The organism is Frankia nepalensis (genome assembly GCF_016786325.1).
GTDB lineage: Bacteria > Actinomycetota > Actinomycetes > Frankiales > Frankiaceae > Pseudofrankia > Pseudofrankia nepalensis.
Window position 1 is genome coordinate 25,713 of the sequence record NZ_JADWYU010000082.1, and the last position, 17,836, is coordinate 43,548.

General features: G+C 73.1%; 13 protein-coding genes. 5 read left to right on the forward strand and 8 right to left on the reverse strand.

The features are described from left to right. Positions 1 to 312: 312 nt before the first annotated feature. Both I6A81_RS03490 and I6A81_RS03495 read left to right on the forward strand, forming a co-directional pair. Positions 313 to 1,665, forward strand: a complete 1,353-nt coding sequence (locus I6A81_RS03490) for a UDP-glucose dehydrogenase family protein (protein ID WP_285222696.1) — start codon at positions 313 to 315, stop codon at positions 1,663 to 1,665. A 17-nt stretch (positions 1,666 to 1,682) separates the two neighbouring features. Then, entirely contained in the window at positions 1,683 to 2,648 is a 966-nt protein-coding gene (locus I6A81_RS03495) for a polysaccharide lyase (protein ID WP_203004956.1), read from the forward strand. A 91-nt stretch (positions 2,649 to 2,739) separates the two neighbouring features. Here I6A81_RS03495 and I6A81_RS03500 read toward each other — a convergent pair whose 3' ends face one another. The 4 genes from I6A81_RS03500 to I6A81_RS03515 all read right to left on the reverse strand — a co-directional run bounded on the left by I6A81_RS03500 (position 2,740) and on the right by I6A81_RS03515 (position 8,804). Continuing rightward, entirely contained in the window at positions 2,740 to 5,973 is a 3,234-nt protein-coding gene (locus I6A81_RS03500) for an adenylate/guanylate cyclase domain-containing protein (RefSeq protein WP_203004957.1), read from the reverse strand. 158 nt (positions 5,974 to 6,131) lie between these two features. Next, complete coding sequence (locus tag I6A81_RS03505; RefSeq protein WP_238429720.1) at positions 6,132 to 6,998, reverse strand: ABC transporter permease; 867 nt, start codon at positions 6,996 to 6,998, stop codon at positions 6,132 to 6,134. After that, the gene (locus I6A81_RS03510; protein ID WP_307874441.1) at positions 6,995 to 8,026 is read right to left on the reverse strand and encodes an ATP-binding cassette domain-containing protein; all 1,032 of its coding nucleotides are present in this window, start codon (positions 8,024 to 8,026) and stop codon (positions 6,995 to 6,997) included. Before I6A81_RS03510 ends, I6A81_RS03505 begins: the two co-directional genes overlap by 4 nt. A 193-nt stretch (positions 8,027 to 8,219) precedes the next feature. Next, on the reverse strand, positions 8,220 to 8,804 hold the full coding sequence (locus I6A81_RS03515; RefSeq protein WP_307874442.1) for a RodZ family helix-turn-helix domain-containing protein: 585 nt from the start codon (positions 8,802 to 8,804) through the stop codon (positions 8,220 to 8,222). 553 nt (positions 8,805 to 9,357) lie between these two features. On the opposite strand from I6A81_RS03515, the gene I6A81_RS03520 reads away from it, so the two are divergent. Further along, the gene (locus I6A81_RS03520; protein ID WP_203004958.1) at positions 9,358 to 11,238 is read left to right on the forward strand and encodes an acyl-CoA dehydrogenase; all 1,881 of its coding nucleotides are present in this window, start codon (positions 9,358 to 9,360) and stop codon (positions 11,236 to 11,238) included. Between the two features lie 276 nt (positions 11,239 to 11,514). Beyond that, positions 11,515 to 11,817 carry a hypothetical protein gene (locus I6A81_RS03525; protein WP_203004959.1) on the forward strand — a complete coding sequence of 101 codons (303 nt, stop codon included), beginning with the start codon at positions 11,515 to 11,517 and terminating at the stop codon, positions 11,815 to 11,817. A gap of 81 nt (positions 11,818 to 11,898) precedes the next feature. Here I6A81_RS03525 and I6A81_RS03530 read toward each other — a convergent pair whose 3' ends face one another. From I6A81_RS03530 to pdhA, 4 genes are all read right to left on the reverse strand, one after another. Then, positions 11,899 to 12,147: a hypothetical protein gene (locus I6A81_RS03530; protein ID WP_203004960.1), complete on the reverse strand. Its 249-nt coding sequence runs from the start codon at positions 12,145 to 12,147 to the stop codon at positions 11,899 to 11,901. Between the two features lie 257 nt (positions 12,148 to 12,404). Beyond that, positions 12,405 to 14,039, reverse strand: a complete 1,635-nt coding sequence (locus I6A81_RS03535; RefSeq protein ID WP_203010093.1) for a dihydrolipoamide acetyltransferase family protein — start codon at positions 14,037 to 14,039, stop codon at positions 12,405 to 12,407. A gap of 95 nt (positions 14,040 to 14,134) precedes the next feature. Continuing rightward, complete coding sequence (locus I6A81_RS03540) at positions 14,135 to 15,112, reverse strand: alpha-ketoacid dehydrogenase subunit beta (RefSeq protein ID WP_238431021.1); 978 nt, start codon at positions 15,110 to 15,112, stop codon at positions 14,135 to 14,137. Positions 15,113 to 15,150: 38 nt separating this feature from the next. Beyond that, positions 15,151 to 16,485: a pyruvate dehydrogenase (acetyl-transferring) E1 component subunit alpha gene (gene pdhA, locus I6A81_RS03545; RefSeq protein ID WP_407661241.1), complete on the reverse strand. Its 1,335-nt coding sequence runs from the start codon at positions 16,483 to 16,485 to the stop codon at positions 15,151 to 15,153. A gap of 195 nt (positions 16,486 to 16,680) precedes the next feature. On the opposite strand from pdhA, the gene I6A81_RS03550 reads away from it, so the two are divergent. Further along, positions 16,681 to 17,730, forward strand: a complete 1,050-nt coding sequence (locus tag I6A81_RS03550) for an LLM class F420-dependent oxidoreductase (protein ID WP_238431019.1) — start codon at positions 16,681 to 16,683, stop codon at positions 17,728 to 17,730. Positions 17,731 to 17,836: the final 106 nt, after the last annotated feature.

Sequence of the window (17,836 nt, forward strand, 5' to 3'; positions counted from 1 at the left end):
ATGGACACGTCGCTGTGTACACGATCAATCACTGTTGGCGTTGGCGATAATGGTGCCATTCCTTGGTGCTATGCGGGTACCGGCGGACCGCGTGGCTCGGTACTAGCACTTCGTCACCTTCTGGAAACATCGTTGACGCGAACCGTACGCCTGGGAAAGGCCGGTGTCTCGCCCGCCGGACGCGTTTGCCACTATTGCTAGACCTGCCCCGGGCCTGCCATCCGGGGAGAGAGTGACGTCACTGGACCAGTCGGGGGACTGGTTTCGCGCGAGTGGGGGGACGCGGTAGTGGTTTCTGACAGTGTGTCCGATTTGGTGGAGCCGTCGGCGGCTGCCGGGACGGTCAACAAGATCAGCGTGGTAGGCACCGGCTACCTCGGGGCCACCCACGCGGTGTGCATGAGCGAGCTGGGCTTCACCGTGGTGGGCCTGGACGTCGACGAGGCCAAGGTGGCCAGCCTCGGCGCCGGTGTCGTGCCCTTCTTCGAGCCGGGCCTCGAGGAGCTGCTGCGCAAGAACCTCGAGTCCGGCCGGCTGTCCTTCAGCACGTCGTTCGCCGACGCCGCCGACGCCGACGCGCACTTCCTGTGCGTGGGCACGCCGCAGCGCGCCGACTCGCCGGCAGCCGACCTCAGCTACCTCGACAGCGCGATGGACCAGCTGCTGGCGGCCGGCCTCAAGCCGGGTGCCCTGGTCATCGGCAAGTCCACGGTGCCCGCGGGCACGGCCGCCCGGCTCGCCGCCCGGCTCGCCGCCGAGGCCCCGCACGCCGGCCTCGCCTGGAACCCGGAGTTCCTGCGGGAGGGCTTCGCGGTCGAGGACACCCTGCGGCCCGACCGGCTGGTCTTCGGGCTGCCGGCGGCCGACGGCGGGGTCGCGGAGGCCGTCCTGCGCACGGTGTACAGCCAGGCGCTCGAGGCCGGTACCCCGCTGGTCGTCGCCGACTACGCCACCGCCGAGCTGGTGAAGGTCGCGGCGAACTCCTTCCTCGCCACCAAGATCTCGTTCATCAACGCCATGGCCGAGGTGTGCGAGGTGGCCGGCGCGGACGTCACGACCCTGGCGAAGGCGCTCTCCTACGACACCCGGATCGGCGGCCGGTTCCTCGGCGCCGGGGTCGGCTTCGGCGGCGGCTGCCTGCCCAAGGACATCCGGGCCTTCCAGGCCAGGGCCCGGGAGCTGGACGCGGGACACTCCGTCGCCTTCCTCGCCGAGGTCGACGCGATCAACCTTCGCCGTCGGGCGCGGGTGGTGGAGCTGGCGACCGAGTTGGTCGGCGGCGACGTGCGAGGCAAGCGGGTGGCCGTGTTCGGCGCCGCCTTCAAGCCGAACAGCGACGACATCCGCGACTCACCGGCGCTTGACGTCGCCCGTGCGTTGCACGCCGCGGGCGCCATCGTGACGGTGTGCGACCCGGCCGCGATCCCGAACGCGGAGCGCCGCTATCCCGAGCTGAGGTACGACCTCAACGCCGTCGAGGCGGCGCGGGACGCCGACGTGGTGCTGCACCTGACCGAATGGGCGGAGTTCCGCGAGGTGGATCCGGAGCTGGTCGCGTCCGTGACGCGCAACCCGGTCATCATCGACGGCCGCAACACCCTTGACCCAGTGCGGTGGCGACAGGCGGGTTGGACTTACCACGCGCTCGGCCGCCCGAACGTGTGAGGCCTGGAGCACCAGGCATGAGTGGTGAGACGAGCCGGCGGGCGCTGCTGCGCTCGTCGGCGCTCGGTGTGCTGGGGCTGGCGGGGGCCAGCCTCGGCGGCGGCCTGCTGACCGGCTGCGGGTCGGACGCGAAGCCGTTCGACCCGGCGAGCGAGATGCTGCCACCGGACACGGCGACGCCGGCGCCCGCGGCGACGACCGCCGCGAAACGCCGCACGCTCGCCGACCCGGCGGTGGCCAAGGAGTTCTTCGGCGAGAAGCTGGTACCTACGACCCGGGCGAGCTACGGCCTCGACCAGGCCGAGGTGCTGCCGTCCGACGATCCCCGCTTCCCCACCTTCCTCCGGGTATCCATCCCGGTCGACGTGACGAACCCGCAGGAAGCGCGGATCTACCAGGACGGACCGACGTACGGCGGCGTGCAGATGTTCGTCGATCACACCCTTCGCTCGCCGTACGAGCTGTACTTCCGCTATTACCTTCGGTTCCCGGAGAACTTCGACTTCGGCAACGGTGGGCGTCTGCCAGGCTTCTTCGGGACGATCGTCAAGAACCGGCAGCGCACGGAGACGCTCCGTGCTGGCTTTGCCACGCGGTTTGCCTGGCGGGACGGCGACATGGGGCTCGTGTACGCGAACACGGCCCGTCCCGACCATCCGGTCAACACCGTGGGCAAGGGGATCTGGCGCTGGCCGCGAGGCAGGTGGATCTGCGTTGAACAGGGGGTGAAGCTGAACTTCGAGGGATACGCCAACGGGCTGATGCTGATCTGGATCGACGGCCAGCTGGTGTACAAGGACCAGCAGTTCAACCCCCGGATCTCCAATGACCTACGGGTCGGTGGATTTCTGGTGAACGCGACGTTCGGCGATGGCGGGGCCTCGTTCAAGCCGCCGTCACCGCAGACGATCGACCTGGCGGGGTTCGTCTACGACACGACTCGCCTCAACCCGCTCCCGAAACCCGAGTCGACCGCCGGCTGAGCGCGGCCGCGCCGGTCACCCCTCCGGGGGCGGGCCCGCGCGGCCGAGAGCGGGACGTTGCACCGGCGGGCGCGCTCAGATCCGCGGCGGCTCAGATCTCCGGCGGCATGATGATCGTGGTGTCCGGGCCATCGTCGTCCAGGCGGTCGAACGCGCGGGTGGCCAGCGCCGCCGCGGTGACGTTGCCCTTGCGGTGGTAACGCTCCAGCGCCGCCGCGAGGCTCTCGGCCGCGTCGTCCTTGCGGCCGCGCCGGTGCAGCACCTCGGCGCGGGCGAGCAGCGCGGCCGCCTGGCCGTCGAGGTCGTCGGTCTTGCCGGCTAGCTCCACCGCGGTCTCGGCGAACCGCAGCGCCTCGTTGTCGCGGCCGCGGATCGCCAGCAGGCGGGCGTGCACCCCGCACCAGCCGGCCTGCGCCGGCAGTTGGTCGCCCGCCGCCGCGTCGCGGCAGCGGGTCACGTACTTGCCGGCGTCGTCGAGCCGGCCGAGCGCCAGCATCACCTCGGCCAACGCCGCCGCCCTGGTGGCCAGGAAGACCTTCTCGCCCATCTTGGACAGGTGCCGGCAGCTTTTGAGCAGCTCCCGCTCGGCGGTCGCCAGGTCGTCGCCGAGCACCGCCACCCTGGCGACCACGAACCCGCTGTGCAGCGGGTCGAAGCGCGGGCCGCTCAGGTCCCAGACGATCTCCTCGGCGTCCTTGAGGTGAGTTCTGGCCGCCTCCAGGTCGCCGCCCATCGCGGTCAGCACGGCCAGCTGGGCGAGCAGCGCGCGGCGCTGGCCGCGGTCGTCACCCGCCTCGGCGAGCGCGGCCAGCGCCAGTGAGATCGACTCCTCCACCGGGCGCGGGGTCCAGCTCAGCAGACTGACCAGCTCGCGGCGCAGCGACTGCGAGGCCCGTGGCACCCCGGAGTCCTCGGCGTGCTGGACGGCGAGGCGCATCGCCTTCTCCGCCGCCGTGAACTGGCCGGCGGCGATGTAGGCCGAGGCCCGGCTGCGGGCCGCGAGCGCCGCGCCGACCTCGTCGCCCTCGTGGACAAAGGCGGCCAGCGCCTGCCCGGCCTCCTCGAGGGTGACGGCGACCAGCCCCTCGGGCTCGGTGGCGAACTGCACCCGCAGGTGCGCGAGCCGGGCGTGCGCCCGCAGCCCCTCCTCGCCCCCGCGCCGGGCCCGCTCCGTGACCTGGCGCAGGATCCGGTCGGCGTCGGAGAGCCGGCCGAACGAGTACAGCGCCCAGCCCAGGTCGATCTCGGCCCGCAGCCGCAGGGGGTCGAGCTCGGGCAGCAGCACGATCGCCCGCTTGAGCAGCTGGGCCGCGCCCATCTCGTCGCCCTGGCGGACGCGGTCGGCCGCCTCGATCAGGCAGCTCGCGGCCTGCCGGCCGAGCTCCACGGTGGTCGCGTCGCGCTGGCCGAGCTCGACGCGGTAGCGGTAGGCCTGCTCCAGGTGGTATCCGACCAGTTCGTCGTGCTCGCCCGGCCCGCCGAGCATCCGGGCCTGCAGCCAGCGGGCGAACCGCTCGTGCAGGTCCGCGCGCTGCCGCTTGGACGTCGCCTGGTAGGCGCAGTCGCGCAGCAGCACATGCAGGAACCGGAACGCCTCGACGCCGGGCAGGTCGGAGCGGTCCGGGTGGACCAGTTCCTTGCGCACCAGGGCCAGGCAGTGCGAGGCGACGTGTGGGCGCTCCTCCGGGTCGGACAGGTCGACGACGGCGTCCAGGTAGAACCGGCCGCCGACCACCGCGGCCCGCTCCAGCACCCGGCGCTCGGCGGCGTCGAGCCGGTCGAGCCGGGCGGCGAGCAGCGCGGAGATCGACGGGGGGACCTTGACGTCGCGCAGGTTGCCGGTGGCCGTCCAGCCGTTGCCGTCCCGGCGCAGCAGGCCGTCGTCGACCAACGCGGCGACCATCTGCTCGACGAACAGCGGGTTGCCGGCCGCCGACGAGGTGATCCGGTCGATCAGCGCTGGGGGGACGTCGTCCGAGCCCATCAAACTGCGGATCAGCCGCTGGCAGCGTTCGTCGGTGAGCGGCTGCAGCAGCATCGAGGTCGCGTTGAGCTTGCCCCCGCCCCACTGCCGCCGCTCCTCGAGCAGATCGGGGCGGGTCAGGCACAGCAGCAGGATCGGCGCGTCGCGCGACCAGTCGGTGATGTGCTCGATCAGGTCGAGCAGCGTCGGCTCGGCCCAGTGCACGTCGTCGAAGCACAGCACCAGCGGGCGGCGCTCGGCGAGCGCCTGGAAGAGGGTGCGCACCGCCCAGAAACTCTCCTGGGTGCCCACCTCGGCGCCGCCGAGGCCGACCAGCGGAGCGAGCGCGGCCACCACCTCGGTCGCCCCCGCCACCCCGAGTTCGTCGAGCAGTTCGCGCAGCCGGCGCCGCCCTTCCAGGGCGGGCGAGTCGGCCGACATGCCGGTCGCCTGGCGCACCATCTCCATCAGCGGCCAGTAGGCGATGCCCTCGCCGTAGGACAGGCAGCGCCCGGACAGCACCGTCGCCCGGTTGGCGACGCCGTCGCAGAACTCCTTGACCATCCGTGACTTCCCGATGCCGGCCGGGCCGAGCACGGTGAACAGGTGGCAGATGCGTTCCTCAACGACCGCCTCGAAGGCGTCCTGGATGCGGCGGCGCTCCCGGTTGCGGCCGATGACCGGCGCGGCGAGCGAAAGCGACGGCGTCCGGCTGCCAGGGCCGGCGGAGGGGTCCACCAGCCCGATCAACCGGTGTGCCCGCAGCGGATCGCGCTTGCCCTGCACCACCAGCGGGGGGATGGTGTCGACGGTGACGCTGTGCCGGATCATCCGGTAGGTGCTGTCGCCGATCAGGATCTCGTCCGGCGCGGCGGCCTCCTCGAGCCGCGAGGCGACGTTGACCGCGTCTCCGGTGACGGTGCCGCCGGCCACGGCGACCTCGCCGGTGTTGATGCCGGTCCGGATCCGCAGGGTCAGCCCCCACTCACGCCGCAGCTCGTCGTTGAGCCGCCCCATCGCGACCCGGATGTCGAACGCGGCTCGCACGGCGCGCAGGGCGTCATCCTCGTGGACGACCGGGATCCCGAAGACCCCGAACACGGCATCACCGATGAACTTCTCGACGCTGCCGCCGTGCCTCTTGATGACGCCGCTGACGGTCGAGAAGAACCGCCACTTGACCTGCTGCAGCGGCTCGGAGTCGATGCTCTCGCCGATGTTGGTCCAGCCGGCGATGTCGATGAACATGATCGTGACCGTCTTGCGGGTCCCGGTGCGGCCGGTGGGCAGGGGGTTCCCGCAGTTGGAGCAGAACCGGGCCTGGTCCGGGTTCTGCTCCTTACATACCGGGCACCGCACCATGTGCCGGATGTTAGGCCGATCAGGCGGTCCGGTGGCAGGGGATCTCGGTATCCCGCCTCCGCGCCGTGACTCGTGCCACACCGACTCCGCCGAGCGGGCGACATCCCCCGACCGGGGATCCCGGGTCGGGGGACCCCCGGAGTCGCGCGACCGCCCGCTCATCCGGGCAGGTCCCGGCGCAGGGCCACGAACGCGGCGGCCGTCGCGACCAGCGCCGAGGCGACGGCCGCCCAGAAGGACAGAAGGTCAAGCTCCGAGGTTGGCCAGCCGAGCACCCCGAGCGCGCTGGTGACCGGGCCGCGAAACCGGGTGTCGTCCCCGACGAGCTCTCCAAGCCCCACGCCGAGCAGAGTGAACAGGGCGGCGCTGGAGCCGCGGGCGATCGAGCCGGCGGCCACCCCGACGACGCCCGCGGCGCAGACGGTGACGGCGACGACCGCGAACGCCACGGCGAGATCGCCGGGCCGGTCGAGGCGCATGGCCGCCGCGTCGTGGCGGACGGCGCCCGCCACGACCCAGGCGGTGAACGTGAGAGCGGACAGCGCGACGCCGAGCGCGACGGTGGCGAGCAGCTGCGCGCCGAGCACCCGGTGCCGGGCCGGAGTCACGAGCCAGGTCAGCGTCGCGGTGCGCCAGCGGAACTCGCCCGCCGCGACCTGGACGCCGAGCGCCATCAGCAGGTAGCCGAGCAGCAGCCCGGACCGGGCACGCAGCCCGTTCCAGGTGGCCTCGGGCAGCGCGCCCGCGCCCCAGAACCCCAGCATCGGGATCTGCAGGAGCAGGAAGAGCGCGACGGCGCCCCGCTGGCCGCGGTTGGTGGAGATCTTGAAGAACTCGGTCCGGACCAGCGTGCCGAGGCCGGCGGGCCTGGGAGGCGGGGCGGGAACAGGCGGGCGGCCGCGGGTCCGGCGCCGCACGCGCACCGTGCTCCGGGCCTCCCCGCGGCGCGCCGAGGCTCCCGCCTGATCGGCGGCCGTCGCCCCGGCCCGCGGCGTGAACCGGCCGCCGGGCCCGCTGGTCGTCATCGGTCAGCCGCCCGGTGACGCGGCTGCGCCGGGACGGACGTGTCGCCATGCGGCTCCGGCCCGGCGTACGGTTCCGGCTCGGCGCCGCTGGCCGGGCGGCCGGTCAGCGCGAAGAAGACGCCCTCCAGGTCCGGCTCCCTGGTGTGCAGCTCCACCAGCGGGATCTGGTGGCGCGCCGCCACCTGTCCTACCAGCTCGGCCCAGCCGGGCGGCAGCCGCAGCTCGTCCGGCCCCACCCGGCGGACCGGGCCGCCAGACCGACCGGGGAGGTCCGCGAGCCGATCCGGCAGGCCGGCGGTCCGGGAGGCGTGCTCGGCGGTGAGCAGCTCGGCCAGCAGATCGGCATGGGGGGTACGGACCGTCACCGAGCCCTGGGCGACATCGGTCAGCGGGCCGGCGGTCGCGCGAAGCTCCGCCGTGGTCACGCGACCGGCGGCTATCTCGGTCATCGGCGCGTTCAGCGCCACGCGGCCGCGGTCGATGATGACGACCTGGTCGACGACCTGGGTGACCTCGGCCAGCACGTGGCTGGACAGCAGAGCCGTGCGTCCCTCGTCGGCCCAGGAGCGCAGGAAGTCACGCAGCCAGCGGATGCCCTCCGGGTCCAGGCCGTTCGCCGGCTCGTCGAGCACGAGCAGCTCGGGGTCACCGAGCAGCGCTCCGGCGAGCGCGAGCCGCTGGCGCATGCCCAGGGAGAAGGCGCCCACGGGCCGCTCGGCCACGTCCGCCAGGCCGACGGCGTCGAGCACCTCGTCCACTCGGCGCGGCCCGACCCGCATGGGCAGCGCGAGCGCGCGCAGGTGGTCGACCGCGGCGCGCGCCGGGTAGGCGACCGGCTCCAGCACGGCGCCGACGAGGCGCGCCGGATCGGGCAGCTCACGGTAGCCGCGGCCGTCGATCAGCGCGCGCCCGCTGGTCGGGGCGACGAGGCCGAGCAGGACGCGCAGGGTGGTGGTCTTGCCGGAGCCGTTCGGCCCGAGGAAGCCGGTCACGGACCCGCGCTGGACCGAGAAGCTGACGTCGGTCACGGCGTGCACCCGCCGGTACCGCTTCGTCAGGTGTTCGACGGCGACGATCGGGCTGACGGCAAGCCTCCCGTTCGTGGATGACGCCCGCCGTCGACGAGGTCGGGGGCTTTCCGCGGATTCCCCGTGGCCGCGACGACGGGCGACGCGACAACGGGTCGTTACCCACGATAGTCAGCGCGTGGGCCGGGTGCGGTCAGGAGATGTCCGCCCAGCGGAAGTCGCCGTTGGGCTCGCGCAGACACGCGACCGGGCGGCCCGACGGGCCGGGCTGTACCACGCCGATGTCCGAGCTGTCGCACTCGGCGCCGGGCGCCGGGCCGCCCGGCCGCGCCTGCGGCGGGCTCTGCATCCAGCTTCCGGCGCCGGCGGCGCCAGGAGCGCCGGCGGCGCCCGGGACGCAGTAGAGCATCAGGCCGTTGACCGCGGGCGCGGGCGCCGAGTCCCGCGCCGGTTGGCACGGCTCTCCGACGAACACCGGCGACGCGGACAGCACCGGCGCGGCCGCCCCCTCGCCCGCCGTGGGACTCGTGCTCTGGCCCGGGTCGCCGGTCCCGCCAGCGGTGCCACCACCAGTGCCACCGCTGGTGGCGCCCTCCGTCGGCGCGGTCTCGGGTGTCGATCGGGGCGTCGGCGGGTCGGCGGTCGCGGTGGCCGCGCCGCGGCCGGTGGCCGAGTCGACCGGTTCCTCCTCGCTCCCGCACGCGGCGAGGGCGCTGGCGAGGAGCACCGGCAGCACACTCACCAGGACCGCCCGGCGAACCCGCGCCCACCCGGCCACGGCGACCTCCTCCCACCCGGCGGTTCGCGGGGCGCACGCCCAGTTCGCGGAGAGCGGCTGGACCGCCCGGTGACGGTGCGCTCCAAAGCTATCGCGCTCTGTGGCTCCTGTGCGGCTCCATCTGGCCGTCTCCGTCGGGTACCCAGCACCCAGCTTAGATATGCCATTGATCTCTAGGTGGGCCTCTCTCTGTCACAAGTAGCTCCATCGGTGCGATTTTAAGGATTTCTGAAGGCTGTTGGTCACTCTCTGAATTTACTCCGTTTCTTTACGTTCATATCCAATGCGCGGAGCGGGATGGGGTGGGTGCGGCTCGGCTCGGGGGGCGACGTGTCCGGTCGCAACCTCGAAGGGGGCTTTGCGCCACGGTTACCCGCGAGTAGCATGGGTACAGGTACTGGCGAGTAACAACGGCGAGTGGCAGCACGGAGCGTCAACAACACCGAGCGTCATGGCTCGGAGCCGGCCAGGCCTTGGGAAGACGGTCGACGGACGCGGACATCGGGCGCAGCCCGCGCGGCCGGAGGCCCCTCGATCACACATGGGGGCGGCCATGGGTCACTACCGGAGCAACCTTCGGGATATCGAGTTCAATCTGTTTGAGACGCTCGGGGTCGACCGGATCCTCGGTACCGGCCCATTCGCGGACATGGACCGCGACACGGCGCATGAGGTACTCGCCGAGCTGGAGCGACTGGCGACCGGCCCGCTTGGCGAGTCGTTCGCGGACGCCGATCGCAACCCGCCCGAGTTCGACCCGGCGACCGGCTCCGTCCGGCTGCCGGAGTCGTTCAAGAAGTCCTTCGCCTCGCTGCAGGACGGCGAGTGGTGGCGGCTGTTCGTGCCGGCGCACCTGGGAGGGCTTGGCGCCCCGCCAACCCTCGCCTGGGCGGCCTCGGAGCTGATCCTCGGCTCCAACCCGGCCGTGTTCATGTACATGGCTGGCCCGACGTTCGCCGGCATCCTCGACCGGCTGGGCACCGACTGGCAGAAGAAGCTCGCCGGCTGGGCCATCGAGCGGCAGTGGGGCGCCACGATGGTGCTCACCGAACCGGACGCGGGCTCCGACGTCGGCGCCGGCCGGACGAAGGCGATCCCTCAGCCGGACGGCACCTGGCACATCGAGGGCGTCAAGCGATTCATCACCAGCGGTGACTGGGACGTGCCGGAGAACATCTTCCACATGGTGCTGGCTCGGCCGGAGGGCCACGGGCCGGGCACCAAGGGGTTGTCGATGTTCGTCGTGCCCAAGTACATGCCCGACCCGAACACCGGCGCCCCCGGCTCCCGCAACGGCGTCTACGTCACGGGCCTCGAGCACAAGATGGGCCTGAAGGCCTCCGCCACCTGCGAGCTGCGCTTCGGCGAGCGGGCACCGGCGGTGGGCTGGCTCGTCGGCGACGTGCACGACGGGATCGCCCAGATGTTCCAGGTCATCGAGCACGCGCGGATGATGGTCGGCACCAAGGCGATCGCCACCCTGTCCACCGGCTACCTGAACGCCCTGGACTTCGCGCGCACCCGCGTGCAGGGCGCCGACCTGCCGCACGCCGCCGACAAGACCGCGCCGCGGGTGACGATCATCAACCACCCGGATGTCCGCCGGATGCTGATGGCGCAGAAGGCCTACGCCGAGGGCATGCGGGCGCTGGTGCTCTACACCGCCTCGTTCCAGGACACCGTGGCCATCGCCGAGGCCGAGGGTGGCATCCCCGGGACGCACCCGCGGGGGACGGGGCTCTCCGGCGACGCGGGAGCGGACGCCGAGCGCGCCGCGCGGATGAACGACCTGCTGCTGCCAATCGTCAAGGGCGTTGGCTCGGAGCGGTCGTACGAGCTGCTGGCCAGCTCGCTGCAGATCTTCGGCGGCTCCGGCTACCTGCAGGACTACCCGGTCGAGCAGTACATCCGGGACGCCAAGATCGACACTCTGTACGAGGGCACGACCTCGATCCAGGGGCAGGACCTGTTCTTCCGCAAGATCGTGCGGGACAAGGGCCAGGCGCTCACCGCGCTGCTCATCGACATCCAGACGTTCGCGAAGGGCGACGCGGGCAACGGCGCGCTCGCTCGGGAGCGCGACCAGCTCGCCACCGCGCTCGAGGACGTCCAGTCGATGGTCGGCGGCATGGTCGGCTTCCTGACCGGCGCGGCCGACGAGCGGCGCGACGTCTACAAGGTCGGCCTGAACAGCACGCGGCTGCTGATGAGCCTCGGTGACCTGGTCATCGGCTGGCTGCTGCTGCGGGGCGCCGAGGTCGCCCTGGCCGCGCTCGCGGGCCAGCCGGCCGCCAGGGACGTGTCCTTCTACCAGGGGAAGATCGCGGCGGCGAAGTGGTTCGCCGCCAACGTCCTCCCCGAGCTGCGCGCCCGCCGCGTGATGCTCGAGGCCACCACGCTCGACCTCATGGACGTTCCCGAGGACGCCTTCTAGGCCCCAGCCTGATGTCGACGGGCGTCCGGGGCAGGTCCCGGACCGCCACCTCCCGCGGCCGCCTCGATGCCCCGTGGGCGATGCCCCGTGGGCCCCGTCCCGCGTGTCGTCGGACGGGATCCGCGCCGGCGCGGGCCGCGAATCCGGTCGGCGACTCGGAGCCTCGCCGCCGCCGCCGGGCCTACGAAGATCTTCTGAGAGCCGGTCCGATGGCGGCCGGCTTGTCCGACACGTCAGCGGTTTCCGACCTGCCACCCCCTGGGTACATGCCCGGGCATGGGAATCATGATGAGTCTGGGGTTCTTCGGCTTCGGCGCGGTGCTCGCGTTCGCGGTGCGCGGGGACCCGCCCGGGCTCGACCTCACGACGGTCGGCGTCATCGTCATGCTCGTCAGCGCCGCTGGTTTCGCGACGGCTCTCTACCGGGACCGCTGGCGCAGGCGCCTGCTCGAGGAGTCCGTCGAGCAGGGGATGGCCCCGCCGATCCCGCTCGACGACGACGAGCTCCTGATCGAGCCGACCTCGCCGCTCACGGTGTCGCCGTCCACCCCGGTCATGCGCGCCGAGCCCGGGCGCTGATCGCGCCGGACACCGATCGCGGTGTCCGCGGTCGGGACGACGCCACGGCGGTCACGCCCGCCGGGCTGGCTCAGGCCCTGGTCAGGACGTGCGCAGCGGCGGGAAGGCCTGGTCGAGCTCATTGCGCATGTCGCGCTTGAGGATGTCGTCGCTCTCGGACGACGGCTGGCCTTCCAGCAGGAAGCGCGCGACCCGGAGCGTGAGATCCACTCGTTCCGCCAGGTTCAGTGCCCCGGTGAAGCGTCCGCCCGTGGAACCAGCGGACGACGCGGAGGTGAGCACCTTGGCGACGAACTCGTCGGCGGCCATGAGAGCCTCCACGCGCGTCATGCGGTTCACCCCTTTGTCCGGTAAGCCGGAGCCGTGCCAATAACTGGATGCCGGCGCAACGCTACCAGGCTGCATCCCACCGCTGTTGTTCGCCCCATCTGCCGCCTTTGGTGCTACCCGCGACTCTTGGCCATCACTGTCCCATCCGTTGTGGCTCCGGGTAGGCGCCATGACCCGTCGAGCCCCGCCGGCCCTGAGCCGGCGGGGCTCGACCGCGCGCGTCAGCTCCAGGCCACGCGTCAGCTCCCGGAGGGGCGTCAGCTCCAGGCCAGCAGACGGGTCGGGTCGGTGAGCATGGCGGCGACGTCGGCGAGGACGGCGGAGCCCAGCTCGCCGTCGACCAGCCGGTGGTCGAAGGACAGCGCCAGCTGGCCGACCGTGCGGACCGCCAGCTGCCCCTCGTGGACCCAGGGCGCCGGGCGGATCGCGCCGACCGCGAGGATCGCCGCCTCGCCCGGGTTCAGGATCGGCGTGCCGATGTCCACCCCGAACACGCCGACGTTGGTGATGGTGATCGTGCCGCCGGTCAGGTCGGCGGGGGCCGCCTGACCGGCCCTGGCCCGCGCCGTGAGGTCATGCAGCGCGCGGGCCAGCCCCGCCATGTCCAGCCGGCCCGCGTCCGGGATGTTCGGCACCAGCAGCCCGCGCGGCGAGGCCACCGCGACACCGAGGTTCACGGCGGCCGGGACGACGATCTCCGGGTCGCCCGCGCCGTTCTCGACCCAGGCCGCATTGATCATCGGACGCCGGCGGATGGCCACCAGCAGCGCCCGCGCGACGAACAGCAACGGCGTGACCTTGACCCCCGCGTACTCCGGCAACGCGGCCAGCCGGTCGCGCGCCGTCATCGTCTCGGTCAGGTCGGCGGCGAGGAACTCGGTGACGTGCGGCGCGGTGAACGCGCTGCTCACCATCGCCCTGGCGGTCGCCCGGCGCACCCCGGACACCCGGAGCCGCCACGCCTGGGCGCGCTCGTCGAAGACGGCCTCCGTCGGGATCTGTCCCGCCTGCGCCGTGGCGGCGGCCGCCGCGACCGGAGTGCCAGCCGGGGCGCCGTTCGGAGCGGCGGCCGGAGCGGCGGCCGGCGGCGGCGGGCCGGGCTCGGTCGCCGGCGCGGCGCCAGGAGCGCCGGGTACCAGGATTCCGGCGGCCGCCTCGACGTCGGCGCGACTGATCGAGCCGGCCGGGCCGGTGCCGGTCAGCGTGTGGAGGTCGACCCCGAGGTCGCGCGCGAGCCGGCGGACCGGCGGCTTGGCCAACGTCGCGCGTGCTGGCACCGGCGCGGCCGGCGGATGGCCGGCCGGCCACCCGGCCTGGGCCGGGGGCGGCGCGACGGCGGGCCCGGCCCGGTGGGCGCCGTTGCTGGTGGCCCGGCCGGCGAGCGAGCCGCCCAGGGGCGCGGGCATGCCACCTGGCCGGCGCCGGCGGCGGGCGCGGCCCGCGCCGGCCGGTCCCCCCGGCGTGGCGCGCGGGCCGTAGCCGACCAGCATCGGCTCCCGGTCACCGCCGCGCCCGGCCGGTGCTCCCGGCCCATCCGCCGCCGGTCCTCCCGGCGCGGCGCCGGCCGAGGCGAGCGGCGCCTGTGGGACGGGCGGCGGCATGGCCGTCGCCCCGGGCGCGCCAGGGCCCGCGCCAGCGGTCCTGGCGTCCTCGTTCTCCTCGATGGTGACGAGCACCGTGCCGACCAGGACCGTGTCACCGTCCGCGCCGTGCGTCTCGACCAGCCGGCCGGCGAACGGGCTGGGCAGCTCCACCAGCGCCTTCGCCGTCTCCACCTCGACCAGCGGCTGGTTGACCGCGACCACGTCCCCCACCGCGACGAGCCAGCGGACGATCTCCGCTTCCGCGAGGCCCTCGCCCAGGTCGGGGAGCCGGAACTCTCGCCGCGCCACCGCAGCCTCCTCAGCTCGACAACGAGGTGTGCCTAGTAACGGTGTGTCTGGTGATGGTGTGCCTGGCAACGAGGCGTGCCCTGGTGGTCAGTGCCCTAGTAGCCAAAGGCGCGGTCCACGGCGTCGAGGATGCGGTCGACGTCGGGGAGGTAGTGCTCCTCCAACCGGGACGGCGGGTAGGGGGTGTCGAAGCCCGTGACTCGAAGGACCGGGGCTTCCAACGAGTAGAAGGCCTGCTCGGTCACTCGGGCCGCGACCTCCGCCGAGATCGAGACGTTCGACGGCGCCTCGTGCACGACCACCAGGCGCCCGGTCCGGCGCACCGACTCGATCACGGGATCCAGGTCCAGCGGGGAGAGCGAGCGCAGGTCGATGACCTCGAGCAGGCGGCCGTCCTCCGCCTCGGCGACCAGCGCCGCGTCCAGGCAGGTCCGGACCATCGGTCCGTAGCCGACCAGCGTGGCGTCCTTCCCGGCCCGCGCGATCCGGCTGGCGAACAGGGGCCCCGGCGTCCGCGCGGCCGGGATCGCGCCGGTGGCCGTGTCGCCGGCGAGCGCCGAGAGGTCGACGGGGTCGACCTCCTCCTTCTCCCAGTAGCGCCGCTTCGGCTCCAGGAAGATCACCGGGTCGTCGGTGGCCACCGCCTGCTGGATCATCACCTGGGCGTCCGTCGGGTTCGAGCAGGTCACCACCTTCAGCCCGGCGGTGTGGCAGAAGTACGCCTCGGGGGACTCGCTGTGGTGCTCCACCGCGCCGATGCCGCCGCCGACCGGAATCCTGATGGTCACCGGCATCCGCACCCGGCCCGCCGACCGGTAGTGCAGCTTGGCGAGGTTGCTGACGATCTGGTCGAACGCCGGATAGACGAAGCCGTCGAACTGGATCTCGCAGACCGGGCGGAAGCCGCGCATCGCCATCCCGATCGCGGTTCCGATGATCGCCGACTCGGCCAGCGGGGTGTCGATCACTCGTTCCTCGCCGAACCGCTCGCGCAGGCCGTCGGTCACTCGGAACACCCCGCCGAGCCGGCCGACGTCCTCGCCCATGACGACGACCTTCGGGTCGGCCTCCATCACCGCGCGCAGGCCACTGTTGAGCGCGCTGGCCAACGTCAGCGTGGGCACGATGCCTCCGGTCCTGGGCTCTGCGGCGGCGGCGCCGCGACGGGACGGCCGGCCGGAACCAGCCCGACGGCCAGCGGCGAGCCCGGCGCGGACGACCCGGGCGAGGGCGCCGGTGATGACGGTGCCGCGGGCGGCGGCGATGACGCGGCTGACGGCGGCGCCGCGGCCGATGGGGATGACACGGCCCTCGGGGAGGACGCCGGGAGGACGGCCGGCGACGGCTCCGGCGCGGTGGGCGGCGGGTCGTCCTCGGCGGCGAGCAGCTCGGCGAGGTCCGCGCGCTCGGCGGCGACGTGCCCGCTCTCGTCCACGTGGACGTGGTCGAACATCGACAGCGGTGCCGGGTCGGGCAGCGCGAGGCAGCGGCGGCGCAGGTCGGCGGCGAACTCGTCGGCCCGGGCGGCGATCCCGGCCTCGGCGGCGCCGTCGAGCGTGCCCTGGGCGGCCAGGTAGGCGCGTAGCCGGGCCAGCGGGTCGCGCTCGGCCCAGCTGGCGACCTCGTCGGAATCCCGGTAGCGGGTCGGGTCGTCGGCGGTGGTGTGCGCGCCCATCCGGTAGGTGACGGCCTCCAGCAGCGTCGGTCCCTCCCCGGCCCGCGCGCGCGCCAGCGCCCACCGGGTCGCCGCCAGGGTGGCGAGCACGTCGTTGCCGTCGACCCGCACCCCGGGGAACCCGTAACCGGCGGCGCGCTGGCAGAGCGGCACCCGCGACTGCCGGATGGTCGGTTCCGAGATCGCGTACTGGTTGTTCTGGCAGAAGAAGACGACCGGAGCGCCGAACACCGCCGCCCAGCCGAACGCCTCGCTCACGTCACCCTGGCTGGAGGCGCCGTCGCCGAAGTAGGCGATCGTCGCGCACCCGCCGCCGTCGCGGCTGACACCCATGGCGTAGCCGGTGGCGTGCAGCGTCTGCGAGCCGACCACGATCGCGTAGAGCGCGAAGCCGTGCTCGGTGGGATCCCAGCCGCCGTGGGTGACCCCGCGGAACAGGCTCAGCACGGCGACCGGGTCGACGCCGCGGCAGTAGGCGACCCCGTGCTCGCGGTAGGACGGGAAGGCCATGTCGTCCGGCGCGAGTGCCCGGGCCGAGCCGACCTGGGCGGCCTCCTGGCCGCGCAACGGCGCCCACAGCCCCAGCTCTCCCTGGCGCTGCAGGGCGGTGGCCTCCTCGTCGAGCCGGCGGACGATGACCATGTCGGTGTACATCGCCAGCAGGTCGGCCATGTCCACGTCGGCGACGTGCGCCTCCATCGCGGACTCCCGCTCCGTCGCTGCAGTCACCCGTCGCCCGCTCGGAGTGAGCAGCTGCATCAGCTCCGTCACAGTCGCCAACGATAGGCCTCCACCCGACCATCTGCTGGGCACAAGTTGATCTGTACGGTTACGCCCGATCTATGGCCGGGCGGCAGATCGTCGGCGATCCCTGGCACCTGCGACCTGGTCGTCCTCGGGACGGTCTCGGTGCCCGGCGATGGTCGAAGCGGACGTCCACAGGCTCGCCGAGGGCGGCCACACTCGATGTGGTCGCCGCCGGGTCGCCGTGCGGTGGCCGCGACCGGGGCTCGGTACGGTGACGGCGTGAGCGCATCCCAGGGTCCGTCCTCGCGGGCCTCCTCGCAGTCCTCCTTCACCGCGCCGGAACAGGCCGGCCAGGCGGCCCGGCCGCTGGTCGACGGCTCCGCGCTCGGCCGGGTGGGGATCTGGAGCGGACAGTTCGACTTCTCGCCCGCGGGCGTCGTGCGCGAGGCCGTCGCCGAGCTGGAGGAGCTCGGCTACCCGACGGTGTGGACCGGGGAGGTGAAGGGCCGGGAAGTGCTGGTGACGGCGGGGCTGATGCTTGCCGCCACCTCCCGGATCACCGTCGCGACCGGCATCGCGCAGATCCTGGCCCGCAACCCGCTCACCATGACGGCCGGTCAGCTGACCCTCGCCGAGGCACACCCGGGCCGGTTCCTGCTCGGCCTCGGCGTCTCGCACGCGGAGCTCATGCAGATCCGGGGCGTGCCCTACACGAAGCCGCTCGGCCAGATGGCGGCCTACCTCGCCGAGATGGACCGGATGGCGGCCGAGCAGTACCGGGCCGTGCCGCCCGGTGACGCGCCGCCGCGGGTGCTCGCCGCGCTCGGCCCGAAGATGCTGGAGCTGGCGCGCGACCGCGCCGACGGCGCGCACACGTACTTCGTCCCGCCCGAGCACACCGCGGCCGCCCGCAAGGTGCTCGGCTCCGGCAAGCTGCTCGTCCCCGAGCAGGCGTTCGTCCTGGACACCGACGCCGAGCGGGCCCGCGAGCTCGCCCGCCGGCATACCGGCTCCTACCTGCGCCTGCCGAACTACACCAACAACCTGCGCCGTCACGGGTACGGCGACGATGACTTCGCGAACGCCGGCTCCGACCGGCTCGTCGACATGATCGTCCCGCACGGCGGCCCCGAGGTGCTCGCGCGCCGGGTGGCCGAGCACCTCGACGCCGGCGCGGACCAGGTCGCCGTCCAGGTCCTGGACTACGACCGCCGCGGCCTGCCGCGCCGCCAGTGGCGGGAGATCGCCCCCGCGCTGCTCGCGCTGTAGGGCGACCGGCGGTCCGGCCAAGGCTCGCCAACACGCGCCGCCCGGTGGCAAGTGGTCTCCTGGTGTCTGCTTACGGTGTCCCCTGTCACGGGTCTGAGCAGGGCGG